The following is a 12,579-nucleotide window of genomic DNA, read 5'->3' on the forward strand; positions in this document are numbered from 1 at the left end:
CCGAGTCCCGGGTCCCGGGTCCCGGAAAAGCTAACCCCGGTAATTCCGCGGAACCCGACCATAGAGATTGCTCCAATCGGAGACCCACATGAAAGATTTGCTCAATCTATTCAATCAGCAGCGCACCACGCCCGAGTTCGATTCGATCAAGATCGCGCTGGCGTCGCCGGAGCTGATCCGTTCCTGGTCGTACGGCGAGGTGAAGAAGCCTGAAACGATCAACTACCGCACCTTCAAGCCGGAGCGTGACGGTCTGTTCTGTGCGGCCATCTTTGGTCCGATCAAGGACTATGAATGCCTGTGCGGTAAGTACAAGCGCATGAAGCATCGCGGCGTAGTCTGCGAAAAGTGCGGCACCGAAGTCACCTTGGCCAAGGTACGTCGCGAGCGCATGGGCCACATCGAACTGGCGTCGCCGACCGCGCACATCTGGTTCCTCAAGTCGCTGCCGTCGCGCATCGGCTTGATGCTGGACATGACCCTTCGCGACATCGAGCGCATCCTATACTTCGAAGCCTTCGTGGTGATCGATCCGGGTTTGACCGCACTTGAGCGTGGCCAACTGCTCAGCGAAGATCAGTACCTTGAAGCCGTGGAAGAACACGGCGACGAATTCGACGCCCGCATGGGTGCCGAGGCCGTGTACGAGCTGCTGAAGTCGCTCGATCTGCCAGGTGAAGTGATTCGCCTTAAGGAAGAGATCGCTTCCACCAACTCCGAAACCAAACTCAAGCGCCTGACAAAGCGCGTGAAGCTGATCGAAGCCTTCCTCGAATCCGGCAACCGTCCGGAGTGGATGGTGCTGACCGTGTTGCCCGTATTGCCGCCGGATCTGCGCCCGTTGGTGCCGCTGGATGGTGGCCGCTTCGCGACCTCCGATCTGAATGATCTGTATCGCCGCGTCATCAACCGCAATAACCGTCTGAAGCGTCTGCTCGAACTCAATGCACCCGACATCATCGTGCGCAACGAGAAGCGCATGTTGCAGGAGTCAGTCGATGCACTGATGGACAACGGCCGTCGTGGTCGTGCCATCACCGGCACCAACAAGCGTGCGCTGAAATCGCTCGCCGATATGATCAAGGGCAAACAGGGTCGTTTCCGTCAGAACCTGCTCGGCAAGCGTGTGGACTACTCCGGCCGTTCGGTCATCGTGGTTGGTCCGACCCTGCGCCTGCACCAGTGCGGTCTGCCCAAGAAGATGGCGCTGGAACTGTTCAAGCCTTTTATCTTTGCCAAGCTGCAGAACCGTGGTGAAGCCACCACGATCAAGGCCGCCAAAAAGCTGGTCGAGCGCGAAGAAGGTCAAGTGTGGGACATTCTCGAAGAGGTGATCCGCGAACATCCCGTGCTGCTCAACCGCGCACCGACCTTGCACCGTCTTGGCATCCAGGCGTTTGAGCCGAAGCTGATTGAAGGCAAGGCCATCCAACTGCATCCGCTCGTGTGTACCGCGTTCAACGCGGACTTCGACGGTGACCAGATGGCCGTGCACGTACCGCTGTCGATCGAAGCACAGCTCGAAGCACGTGCACTAATGATGTCATCCAACAACATCCTATCGCCCGCCAATGGTGAGCCGATCATCGTGCCGACCCAAGACGTGGTGCTGGGTCTGTACTACATGACGCGCGAACTGGTCAATGCGAAGGGCACCGGCATGGTGTTCTCTAGCATCGCTGAAGTGCGCCGTGCGTATGACAATCGTGTCGTCCAGTTGCATGCCAAGATCAAGGTTCGCATGAAGCAGGTGCACGTGCACGATAGCGGTGAGCGCATCGGCACGATCTCGCTAGTGGATACCACGGTGGGTCGCGCGCTGCTTGCCGAAATTATGCCTGAAGGTCTGCCGTTCGAACTTGCCAACACCGAGTTGTCGAAGAAGGCCATCTCGCGCCTGATCAACGCCAGCTACCGTCGTCTGGGTCTGAAGGACACCGTGGTCTTTGCCGACCACCTGATGTACACAGGCTTCCGTTTTGCAACGCGCGCCGGTATCTCGATTGGCATCGATGACATGATCATCCCGGCTGAGAAGAAGGGCATTCTGGAAGAAGCTGAAAAGGAAGTGGTCGAGATCCAGGAGCAGTATCAGTCCGGTCTCGTGACGGCGGGCGAACGCTACAACAAGGTGGTCGACATCTGGTCGCGTACCAATGAGCAGGTCGCCAAGGCTATGATCGACGGTATCGGTACCGACAAGGTCACCGATACCGAAGGCAAGACGGTCAACCAGAAGTCCATGAACTCGCTGTACATCATGGCCGACTCCGGCGCACGTGGTTCGGTGGCGCAGATTCGTCAGCTGGCTGGTATGCGTGGTCTGATGGCGCGTCCGGACGGTTCGATCATCGAGACGCCGATCAAGGCGAACTTCCGCGAAGGCTTGAACGTTCTGCAGTACTTCAACTCGACCCACGGTGCTCGTAAGGGTCTGGCCGATACCGCGTTGAAAACGGCGAACTCCGGTTACCTGACCCGTCGTCTGGTCGACGTGGCGCAGGATGTGGTCATCACCTCGACCGATTGCGGTACCGAGGAAGGCTTAATCATGCAGCCGATCGTGGAAGGCGGTGACGTGGTCGAGCCGCTGCGCGAGCGCGTGCTCGGCCGCGTGGTGGCTGAGGATGTCTATGCGCCGGGCGGCGACGACGAGCCGATCGTCACGCGCAACACGCTGCTGGACGAAGCTCTGGTCGAGAAGCTCGATAAGGCCGGCGTGCAGTCGATGCTGGTGCGTTCGTCGATCACCTGTCAGGCCAGTCATGGCGTTTGCGCACTATGTTACGGTCGCGACCTCGCCCGTGGTCACCTGGTGAACATGGGTGAAGCCGTGGGCGTGGTGGCTGCGCAGTCGATCGGTGAGCCTGGTACCCAGCTGACCATGCGTACGTTTCACATCGGTGGTGCGGCGTCGCGTGCGGCTGCGGTGGACAACGTCTCGGTGAAGACCACCGGCACGCTGAAGTTCAACAACCTCAAGACTGTGCAGCATAACCAGGGTAACCTGGTGGCCGTGTCGCGTTCGGGCGAAGTATCGGTCATTGACGCTAACGGTCGCGAGCGTGAACGCTATAAGGTGCCTTACGGCGCCACCATCTCGGTCAAGGATGGCGCGCCGGTCAAGGCTGGCCAGGTCGTCGCAAACTGGGACCCGCACACCCATCCGATCGTGTCGGAAGTGGCCGGTGTGGTGCGCTTCATCGACTTTATCGATGGCGTTACCGTGCAGAGCCAGACCGACGAACTCACCGGTCTGGAATCGGCGGTGGTGACCGATCCGAAGCGTCGCGGTACTGCAGCTAAGGACCTGCGTCCGATCGTGCGTCTGGAAGACAACAAGGGTCGCGAGCTCAAGCTGCCGGGTACCGACGTCGCCGCGCAATACTTCCTGCCGGCCGGCGCGATCGTGTCGATCCAGAACGGCGCCGAAGTGGGCGTGGGTGACGTGGTTGCCCGTATCCCGCAAGAAACCTCCAAGACCCGTGACATCACCGGCGGTCTGCCGCGCGTGGCCGACTTGTTTGAGGCGCGCAAGCCGAAGGAACCGGCGATTCTCGCCGAGCGTTCGGGCGTAGTCAGCTTCGGCAAGGACACCAAGGGCAAGCAGCGCTTGATCATCAAAGATAGCGAGGGTAACGAGCACGAAGAGCTGATTCCGAAGTGGCGCCAGGTCATCGTGTTCGAAGGCGAGCACGTGGAAAAGGGCGAGACCATCGTCGACGGCGAGCCCAATCCGCACGACATCCTGCGCTTGCTGGGTGTCGAGCCGCTGGCGGCTTACCTGGTCAAGGAAATCCAGGATGTCTACCGTCTGCAAGGTGTGAAGATCAACGACAAGCACATCGAAACGATCATTCGTCAAATGCTGCGCAAGGTCGAGATCACCGAGCCGGGCGAGAGCCACTACCTGCGCGGCGAGCAGGTGGAGCGCGTGCGGATCAACGCCGAGAACGATCGTGCGAATGCTCGCGACGAACGTCCGGCCGAGTTCCAATCCGTGTTGCTGGGTATCACCAAGGCATCGTTGGCGACCGAGTCCTTCATCTCGGCGGCTTCGTTCCAGGAAACCACGCGCGTTCTTACCGAAGCCGCGGTTCGTGGCACACGCGATACCTTGCGTGGTCTGAAGGAAAATGTTATTGTTGGACGTCTTATTCCGGCTGGTACGGGTTTGGCGTATCACGCACAGCGTCATCGCCAAGGTGATCTGACCGCCTCGGAGCTGGAAGCCCTCTCCAATTCTGCAGCTCAGATATCCTTTGGGGAGGCGCCAATAGGCAGTGATGCAAGTGTTGAGTAAGCCCCGAGCGGTTTTGCTCACCGACATACGAAATGAGGCGCATCGAATGCGCCTCGTGTTCGAGTCAAGGATGACGGGCCCGTTCTTGCCCGGTGACTTCTTGCCTGAGGTAAGGCGCCCATGTTAAATTTCCGCTTCTCGGCAGACCGGTTTATTTCGGCCTGCCTTTATGTTTCCCAGGAATAGTTTCGCATGACGACAGTCAATCAGTTGGTGCGCAAATCCCGCAGCCCGAAGAGCTACAAAAGTGCCTCTCCGGCCCTGCAAAGTAGCCCGCAGCGCCGCGGCGTTTGCACGCGCGTGTATACCACCACCCCGAAAAAGCCGAACTCGGCCCTGCGTAAGGTTGCCAAAGTGCGCCTGACCAATGGTTACGAGGTCATCAGCTACATCGGTGGTGAAGGTCACAACCTTCAGGAGCACTCGGTGGTGCTCATCCGTGGTGGCCGTGTGAAGGATCTGCCGGGTGTGCGTTACCACACCGTTCGTGGCAGCCTCGACTGCGCCGGCGTCACCAAGCGCCGCCAGGCTCGTTCGAAGTACGGCGCCAAGCGCCCGAAGAGCTAAGTTAAAGGACACGAAACATGTCGCGTAAAGGTTCACATCCCGCCCGCCTAGTCCTGCCCGATCCCAAGCACGGCAGCCAACTCATCGCCCGTTTCATCAATATGGTGATGAAGAGCGGCAAGAAGTCCGTGGCCGAAGCCATCGTTTATGGTGCGCTGGATCACCTCGGTGAAAAGCATGCCGAGCCGGTTCAGCTCGTCGAAAAGGCGCTGGGCAACATCGCTCCGGCTGTCGAGGTGAAATCCCGTCGTGTCGGCGGTGCTACCTATCAGGTGCCGGTCGAAGTACGTCCTGGTCGCCGTATGGCTCTTGCCATGCGCTGGGCGATCGAAGCCGCGCGCAAGCGTGGCGAGACATCCATGCCGCGCAAGTTGGCTGCAGAATTGTTGGAGGCTTCGGAAAATCGCGGTGGCGCGATCAAGAAGCGTGAGGAAACGCACCGCATGGCGGAAGCCAACAAGGCCTTCTCGCACTATCGTTGGTAAGCAGTATCGTACGGATTCGAGGTTAATGCCGTGGCACGCACCACTCCCATCGAGCGCTATCGCAATTTCGGCATCATGGCCCACATTGATGCCGGTAAGACCACGACCACGGAGCGCATCCTGTTCTACACCGGCGTCAGTCACAAGATTGGCGAGGTGCACGACGGTGCTGCGACCATGGACTGGATGGAGCAGGAGCAGGAGCGAGGCATCACTATTACATCGGCGGCAACGACGACGTTCTGGAAGGGCATGGATCGCTCCTTGCCCGAGCATCGCTTCAACATCATTGATACACCAGGTCACGTGGACTTCACCATCGAAGTTGAGCGTTCTCTGCGCGTGCTCGATGGTGCAGTGTTCGTGCTCTGTGCCGTGGGTGGTGTGCAGCCGCAGTCGGAAACCGTTTGGCGTCAGGCCAACAAGTACAGCGTGCCTCGTCTTGCATTCGTCAACAAAATGGATCGCACTGGCGCCAACTTCAACAAGGTTGTCGAGCAGTTAAAGTCGCGCCTCGGCGCGCATCCAGTGCCGATGCAGATGCCCATCGGTGCCGAAGACAATTTCGAAGGTGTGATCGACCTGGTCAAGATGAAGGCGATCGTTTGGGACATGGAGTCCCAGGGTATGAAGTTCGAGTACACGGATATTCCGGCCAATCTGAAGGATGCTGCTGACGTCGCGCGCAACTTTATGGTCGAGTCTTCAGCCGAAACTTCCGAAGAACTGATGAACAAATACTTGGAAGAGGGCAATCTCTCCGAAGAAGACATCATCAGTGGCCTTCGCGCCGGTACACTAGCCAACAAGCTTATCCCCGTATTCTGCGGTACCGCATTCAAGAACAAGGGTGTGCAGGCCATGCTCGATGCAGTGATTCATTTGCTGCCATCGCCGGCCGATCGGCCACCGGTCAAGGGCATTGATGAGAACGAGAAGGAGGCGAGTCGCAGTGCTGACGACAGCGCTCCGTTCTCCTCGCTGGCGTTCAAGATCATGACCGACCCATTTGTGGGTTCGCTCACCTTCTTCCGCGTTTACTCGGGCGTGCTGAATTCCGGTGATGCCGTGTACAACCCAGTGAAGTCGAAGAAGGAGCGCATCGGCCGTATTCTGCAGATGCATGCCAACGAGCGGCAGGAAATCAAGGAAGTCCGTGCGGGAGACATTGCTGCCGCAGTTGGACTGAAGGATGTCACTACAGGTGACACACTTTGCGCGCAGGATCATGTCATTACCCTGGAGCGCATGACGTTCCCGGAGCCGGTGATCTCGATGGCGGTTGAGCCGAAGACCAAGTCGGACCAGGAAAAGATGGGTGTCGCCCTCGGCCGTCTGGCTGCGGAAGACCCGTCGTTCCGTGTTCGTACCGACGAAGAGTCCGGGCAGACCATCATCTCTGGTATGGGTGAGCTTCATCTGGACATCCTTGTTGATCGCATGAAGCGCGAGTTCAACGTGGAGGCTAACGTTGGTAAGCCGCAGGTGGCTTATCGTGAAACCATCCAGGGAGCCTACAAGGCGGATTTCAAGCACGCCAAGCAGTCAGGCGGTAAAGGTCAGTACGGTCACGTAGTCATCGAGTTCTCAAAGATGGCTGATGAAGACCACAAGAATCCGAACGTGAAGGACGATTTCCTATTCGTCAACGAAATTACAGGCGGTGTGGTTCCGAAGGAATACATTCCGTCGGTGGAAAAAGGTCTGCGTGAATCCATCACCAGCGGCCAGCTTGCTGGTTTCCCAGTGGTGGGGGTGAAGGCCAAGCTGGTATTCGGTTCATACCATGATGTTGACTCGTCAGAAATGGCGTTCAAGATCGCTGCCCATGGCGCGTTCAGAGAGCTCTTCAAAGAAGGTGCGAAGCAATCGCAGCCAATCTTATTGGAGCCGATCATGAAGGTCGAAATTGTGACGCCCGAGGACTATCTCGGTGATGTTATGGGTGACGTAAATCGTCGCCGCGGTGTGTTGCAGGGTTCTGATGATACGCCGTCGGGCAAGACCATCAATGCGATGATCCCGCTTGGTGAAATGTTTGGCTACGCTACGGCACTCCGTTCGCAGACACAGGGTCGTGCCACGTTTACGATGGAATTTGATCATTACGAACCGGCGCCGAACAACATCGCCGAACAGGTTATGAAGAAGGCGTGATTATTGCGATTTGTTCGGATCGTAATAATCAGTAAGCGGCCCTTCGTCGTCGCACCGCTGAATTAATGCGATCATTTGTGATTGCGAATATCAAAAAGCGGCCTGGCCGCACTCTCAAAATTGATTAACAAGGTTCTTTAAGAGGTTTAGGCCATGGCAAAGGGTAAATTCGAACGCACCAAGCCGCACGTGAACGTGGGCACGATCGGTCACGTGGACCACGGCAAGACGACGCTGACGGCGGCGCTGACGAAGGTTGGTGCAGAGCGGTTTGGCGGTGAGTTCAAGGCCTACGACGCGATTGACAAGGCGCCGGAAGAAAAGGCGCGCGGTATCACGATTTCGACCGCGCACGTGGAATACGAATCGCCGACCCGCCACTACGCCCACGTGGACTGCCCGGGTCACGCGGACTACGTGAAGAACATGATCACGGGTGCGGCTCAGATGGACGGCGCGATCCTGGTGTGTTCGGCTGCGGACGGCCCAATGCCGCAGACGCGCGAACACATCCTGCTGAGCCGTCAGGTGGGCGTGCCGTACATCCTCGTGTTCCTGAACAAGGCCGACATGGTGGACGACGCTGAGCTGCTTGAGCTGGTGGAGATGGAAGTGCGTGAACTTCTGTCCAAGTACGAGTTTCCAGGCGACGACACCCCGATCATCAAGGGTTCGGCCAAGCTGGCGCTGGAAGGCGACCAGTCGGAAATCGGCGTGCCGGCCATCGTCAAGCTGGTGGACGCGCTGGACAGTTACATTCCGGAGCCGGTGCGGGTGCTGGACAAGCCGTTCCTGATGCCGGTGGAAGACGTGTTCTCGATTTCCGGCCGCGGTACGGTGGTGACCGGTCGTGTGGAAACGGGCATCATCAAGGTCGGCGACGAAGTCGAAGTGGTGGGTCTCCGCCCGACCCAGAAGACCACGGTGACCGGTGTTGAAATGTTCCGCAAGCTGCTGGACCAAGGGCAGGCGGGCGACAACGTTGGCCTGCTGGTACGCGGCCTGAAGCGTGATGACGTGGAGCGCGGCCAGGTGCTGGCCAAGCCGGGTTCGATCACCCCGCACACGGACTTCGAATGCGAGATCTATGTGCTGTCAAAGGATGAGGGTGGTCGTCATACGCCGTTCTTCAGCAACTACCGCCCGCAGTTCTACTTCCGCACCACGGATGTGACCGGCGAGATCAAGCTGTCGGAAGGCACGGAGATGGTGATGCCGGGCGACAACGTGAAGATCTCGGTGTCGCTGATTGCGCCGATCGCGATGACGGAAGGCCTGCGCTTCGCGATCCGCGAAGGTGGCCGTACCGTCGGTGCCGGCGTCGTCGCCAAGATCACCAAGTAATGAAATAGAGAAGGCCGCCTGCCTTGCAGACGGTTTTCTTTGATGCTTGTCATGTGGCTGTGAATAGGCTATAGTACATAAGTTGTAGTCGCTGGAAATGCCAACGACATACCGCGAAATGAGGTACAGGATGTGCTTCGAGTTCGCTAACAAGGATGTTGCGGTCCCGGAGTGGAGCTGAGGCTCTATCGCCAAAAAGGTTTCCGCATGTGCTATTTGTTCGAGCAGGCCGCAAAACGGCCTGCTCGGTGTTTTGAGGTCTCTTGAGCGTAAATCTCAAAGGGTCTTGCAGGGTGTAAGGGTTGTGCGGAGTAGCGAGAAGCTACCCCGATTCACAGATTTGTTCTTTAGATAATAGGACACGGTTATGGCGAACCAAAAGATTCGCATTCGGCTCAAGGCGTTCGATCATCGTCTGATCGATCGTTCGGCCAGTGAAATCGTCGAGACGGCCAAGCGCACTGGTGCTACGGTTCTCGGTCCGATTCCGCTTCCGACCAAGATTGAGCGCTACACCATTCTGGTGTCGCCGCACGTCGACAAAGACGCTCGCGATCAGTATGAAACCCGCACCCACAAGCGCGTGCTGGATATCGTCGATCCCAATGACAAAACCGTGGACGCGCTCATGAAGCTTGATCTCGCCGCTGGCGTCGATGTTCAGATCAAGCTTGGTTGAGCGATAGACAGGATACGAACATGAGTATCGGACTGGTTGGTCGTAAGTGTGGCATGAGCCGACTCTTCACCGAAGATGGACGCTCTATTCCGGTGACGCTGATCGAAGCGACGCCGAACCGCGTGACGCAGGTGAAGACGGAAGATAACGATGGTTACAGCGCGGTGCAGCTTGTCGCGGGCGTCAAGCGCGCAAGTCTGCTGAACAACGCTGAGAAGGGTCATTACGCCAAGGCCAAGGTTGAGCCGGGTCGTGGCCTGTGGGAATTCCGCTTGAATGCGGCCGATCTCGGCAAGTATGCCGTGGGCACCGAAATCAAGGCTGATGAAGTATTTCAGGTCGGCCAGGTCGTCGACGTGGCCGGCGTCAGCAAGGGTAAGGGCTTCCAGGGCACGATCAAGCGCCATAACTTTAAGATGGGTGACGCCACCCACGGTAACTCGCTGTCGCATCGTGCACCGGGTTCTATCGGTCAGCGTCAGACGCCGGGTCGCGTGTTCCCGGGCAAGAAGATGTCGGGCCACATGGGTGCGGTCAATCGCACCGTACAGGGTCTGGAAGTGGTCAAGGTTGACGCTGAGCGTCATCTGATTGCGGTGAAGGGCGCGGTGCCGGGTGCAACCGGTGGCGACGTCGTTATCCGTCCGACCACCAAGAGTTGAGGAGAGAAGGCATGGAACTCAATGTAATTGGCGCAACATCGCCTAATAAGGCAGCGCTTAGCGTATCGGACGGAGTGTTCGGTGGCGAGTTCAAGCAAGCCCTGATTCATCAGGTGATTGTTGCCTATCAGGCAGGCGGTCGCGCGGGTACCAAGGCCCAACTCTCGCGTGGCGAACTGTCCGGTACCACAAAGAAGTTCAAGAAGCAAAAGGGCGGTGGTGCCCGTCATGGCGACTACCGTGCCCCGATTTTTGTGGGTGGCGGTGTGACGTTTGCAGCCAAGCCCCGCAGCTATGCGCAAAAAGTCAATCGTAAGGCTTATCGCGTGGCGATCCGCTCCATTCTTTCGGAGCTGAACCGCCAGGGTCGCCTGAAGGTGGTCGAGAGTTTCGACATCGACACCCCGAAGACGAAGTCGATGGTTGCCAAACTAGCTGAGTTGCAGGTTTCCGGTCGCGTGCTGCTTGTGTCAGAAGATGCCAGCGAAGCGCTGTTTCTGGCTTCGCGTAACATCCCGTATCTCCATGTAGTGGACGTGATGGCGCTGAATCCGGTTAGTCTGGTCGGCTCCGACTACGTAGTGATGACCGTCGAGGCAGTCAAGAAGATAGAGGAGTGGCTGGCATGAGCAACGAACGCATTCTGAATACGCTGCGCGCGCCACACATCTCAGAAAAGGCAGCTCGTCTTGCCGAGAGCAACCAGTACGTTTTCGTGGTGGCCCCTGAGGCAACCAAGGCCGATGTCCGTCAAGCAGTCGAGAAGATGTTCGACGTCAAGGTCGAACAGGTGAATCTCGTCAACGCCAAGGGCAAGGTCAAGTCCTTCCGTTTCCGCGCGGGCAACCGCCAGGGCAAACGCAAGGCTTACGTCCGTCTCGCCGAAGGTCAGACGATTGACGCATCGGCCAAGGCCTGAGCCAGGAGTTCTGACAGATGGCATTAATCAATCACAAGCCAACCTCGCCGGGTCGCCGCGACGCTGTTAGCGTCCGCACCGAGGGGCTGCACAAGGGTGTTCCTTACGCGCCGCTGACCGAAAGCCAGTCGAAGACGGGTGGTCGCAACCATTTTGGTCGCATCACTACACGTCATCGCGGCGGCGGTCACAAGCAGGCTTACCGCATCATTGATTTCAAGCGCGACAAAGAAGGCATCGCTGCCAAGGTTGAGCGTCTGGAATACGACCCGAACCGCACCGCACATATCGCGTTGCTGTGCTACGCCGACGGTGAGCGTCGCTACATCATCGCGCCGGCCGGCGTGGCGGTGGGAGACCGCGTGGTCTCGGGTCACGATGCGCCGATCAAGGTGGGCAACAGCCTGCCGTTGCGCAATATCCCGGTCGGTTCGACGGTGCATTGCGTGGAAATGAAGCCCGGCAAGGGTGCGCAGATCGCACGTTCGGCCGGCGCTTCGGTGCAGCTGATTGCTCGCGAATCCGGCTACGCCACGTTGCGTCTGCGCTCGGGCGAAATGCGCCGCGTGCCGGTCGATTGCCGCGCCACCATCGGTGAAGTGGGCAATTCCGAGCACAGTCTGCGCAAGCTCGGCAAGGCAGGGGCTACCCGCTGGAAGGGCATTCGCCCGACCGTTCGCGGTGTGGTGATGAACCCGGTTGATCACCCGCACGGTGGTGGTGAAGGCAAGACCTCCGGTGGCCGTCATCCGGTTAGCCCGTGGGGTACGCCGACCAAGGGCTACAAGACCCGTAACAACAAACGCACGCAGCAGTTCATTGTGCGTCGTCGCAAGTAATTAGGAAACCGTCATGCCGCGTTCATTGAAGAAAGGTCCGTTCGTAGACCTTCACCTCGTGAAGAAGGTGGAAGCTGCGGTTTCCACCAACTCCAAGCGCCCGATCAAGACCTGGTCGCGTCGCTCCATGATCCTGCCGGAAATGGTGGGATTGACCATCGCCATCCACAACGGTCGCCAGCACGTGCCGGTGCTCGTCAACGAAAACATGGTCGGGCACAAGCTCGGCGAGTTTGCCGTGACGCGCACTTTCAAGGGCCATGGCGGCGATAAGAAGGGCAAGTGATGAGCACCGAAGCCAAAGCGATCCTGCGTAGCGCTCGCATTTCCGCGCAGAAGGCACGCCTGGTAGCTGACCTGGTCCGTGGGATGCCCGTGGGCCGTGCCAGTGACGTGCTCCAATTCACCAACAAGAAGGCCGCGCACCTTGTTCGCAAAGTGCTGCTGTCAGCCGTGGCCAACGCCGAAAACAACCTCGGCGCTGATGTCGACGAGCTGAAGGTCTCGCGCATCTTCGTGGATGAAGGTCCGGCGATGAAGCGTATGTATGCCCGCGCCAAAGGCCGTGGTTCCCGCATCCTGAAGCGTACGAGCCATATTACTGTGGTCGTTGGTAACTAAGAG

Annotated in this window: 12 protein-coding genes; all 12 read left to right on the forward strand. The window is 58.4% G+C overall.

The window, feature by feature from the left end; genetic code table 11:
- The first annotated feature begins 88 nt into the window (after positions 1 to 88).
- The 12 genes from rpoC (at position 89) to rplV (ending at position 12,576) form a co-directional block, all read left to right on the forward strand.
- Positions 89 to 4,303, forward strand: coding sequence for a DNA-directed RNA polymerase subunit beta' (gene rpoC, locus EO087_RS15290; RefSeq protein WP_128899617.1), 4,215 nt, complete (start codon positions 89 to 91; stop codon positions 4,301 to 4,303).
- 192 nt (positions 4,304 to 4,495) lie between these two features.
- On the forward strand, positions 4,496 to 4,870 hold the full coding sequence (gene rpsL / locus EO087_RS15295) for a 30S ribosomal protein S12 (protein WP_115479997.1): 375 nt from the start codon (positions 4,496 to 4,498) through the stop codon (positions 4,868 to 4,870).
- 17 nt (positions 4,871 to 4,887) lie between these two features.
- Positions 4,888 to 5,355 carry a 30S ribosomal protein S7 gene (gene rpsG, locus EO087_RS15300; protein WP_128899618.1) on the forward strand — a complete coding sequence of 156 codons (468 nt, stop codon included), beginning with the start codon at positions 4,888 to 4,890 and terminating at the stop codon, positions 5,353 to 5,355.
- Between the two features lie 30 nt (positions 5,356 to 5,385).
- Positions 5,386 to 7,512 carry an elongation factor G gene (gene fusA / locus EO087_RS15305; RefSeq protein ID WP_128899619.1) on the forward strand — a complete coding sequence of 709 codons (2,127 nt, stop codon included), beginning with the start codon at positions 5,386 to 5,388 and terminating at the stop codon, positions 7,510 to 7,512.
- 153 nt (positions 7,513 to 7,665) lie between these two features.
- Positions 7,666 to 8,856 (forward strand): elongation factor Tu, encoded by a 1,191-nt coding sequence (gene tuf / locus EO087_RS15310; protein WP_128899609.1) that lies wholly within the window; start codon positions 7,666 to 7,668, stop codon positions 8,854 to 8,856.
- 367 nt (positions 8,857 to 9,223) lie between these two features.
- Positions 9,224 to 9,535, forward strand: coding sequence for a 30S ribosomal protein S10 (gene rpsJ / locus EO087_RS15315; protein WP_014402136.1), 312 nt, complete (start codon positions 9,224 to 9,226; stop codon positions 9,533 to 9,535).
- Between the two features lie 20 nt (positions 9,536 to 9,555).
- A complete protein-coding gene (gene rplC, locus EO087_RS15320) occupies positions 9,556 to 10,197 on the forward strand; it encodes a 50S ribosomal protein L3 (RefSeq protein WP_128899620.1) in 642 nt (213 codons plus the stop codon).
- Between the two features lie 11 nt (positions 10,198 to 10,208).
- Complete coding sequence (rplD, locus tag EO087_RS15325) at positions 10,209 to 10,826, forward strand: 50S ribosomal protein L4 (protein ID WP_128899621.1); 618 nt, start codon at positions 10,209 to 10,211, stop codon at positions 10,824 to 10,826.
- Positions 10,823 to 11,116 carry a 50S ribosomal protein L23 gene (gene rplW, locus EO087_RS15330; RefSeq protein WP_128899622.1) on the forward strand — a complete coding sequence of 98 codons (294 nt, stop codon included), beginning with the start codon at positions 10,823 to 10,825 and terminating at the stop codon, positions 11,114 to 11,116. Before rplD ends, rplW begins: the two co-directional genes overlap by 4 nt.
- Before the next feature lie 17 nt (positions 11,117 to 11,133).
- Positions 11,134 to 11,955, forward strand: a complete 822-nt coding sequence (gene rplB / locus EO087_RS15335; RefSeq protein WP_128899623.1) for a 50S ribosomal protein L2 — start codon at positions 11,134 to 11,136, stop codon at positions 11,953 to 11,955.
- Positions 11,956 to 11,968: 13 nt separating this feature from the next.
- Complete coding sequence (gene rpsS, locus EO087_RS15340; protein WP_115477112.1) at positions 11,969 to 12,241, forward strand: 30S ribosomal protein S19; 273 nt, start codon at positions 11,969 to 11,971, stop codon at positions 12,239 to 12,241.
- Positions 12,241 to 12,576 (forward strand): 50S ribosomal protein L22, encoded by a 336-nt coding sequence (gene rplV, locus EO087_RS15345; RefSeq protein ID WP_128899624.1) that lies wholly within the window; start codon positions 12,241 to 12,243, stop codon positions 12,574 to 12,576. Before rpsS ends, rplV begins: the two co-directional genes overlap by 1 nt.
- Positions 12,577 to 12,579 lie beyond the last annotated feature (3 nt).

Origin of the sequence: Dyella sp. M7H15-1 (assembly GCF_004114615.1) — a bacterium.
GTDB lineage: Bacteria > Pseudomonadota > Gammaproteobacteria > Xanthomonadales > Rhodanobacteraceae > Dyella_B.

Bases quoted from the DNA above. Each gene is read 5' to 3' on its own strand.
- rpsG (WP_128899618.1), top strand. From the start codon at position 4,888: ATGTCGCGTAAAGGTTCACATCCCGCCCGCCTAGTCCTGCCCGATCCC.
- rpsJ (WP_014402136.1), top strand. From the start codon at position 9,224: ATGGCGAACCAAAAGATTCGCATTCGGCTCAAGGCGTTCGATCATCGT.
- rplC (WP_128899620.1), top strand. From the start codon at position 9,556: ATGAGTATCGGACTGGTTGGTCGTAAGTGTGGCATGAGCCGACTCTTC.
- rplD (WP_128899621.1), top strand. From the start codon at position 10,209: ATGGAACTCAATGTAATTGGCGCAACATCGCCTAATAAGGCAGCGCTT.
- rplW (WP_128899622.1), top strand. From the start codon at position 10,823: ATGAGCAACGAACGCATTCTGAATACGCTGCGCGCGCCACACATCTCA.
- rplB (WP_128899623.1), top strand. From the start codon at position 11,134: ATGGCATTAATCAATCACAAGCCAACCTCGCCGGGTCGCCGCGACGCT.
- rpsL (WP_115479997.1), top strand. From the start codon at position 4,496: ATGACGACAGTCAATCAGTTGGTGCGCAAATCCCGCAGCCCGAAGAGC.
- tuf (WP_128899609.1), top strand. From the start codon at position 7,666: ATGGCAAAGGGTAAATTCGAACGCACCAAGCCGCACGTGAACGTGGGC.
- rplV (WP_128899624.1), top strand. From the start codon at position 12,241: ATGAGCACCGAAGCCAAAGCGATCCTGCGTAGCGCTCGCATTTCCGCG.
- rpoC (WP_128899617.1), top strand. From the start codon at position 89: ATGAAAGATTTGCTCAATCTATTCAATCAGCAGCGCACCACGCCCGAG.
- rpsS (WP_115477112.1), top strand. From the start codon at position 11,969: ATGCCGCGTTCATTGAAGAAAGGTCCGTTCGTAGACCTTCACCTCGTG.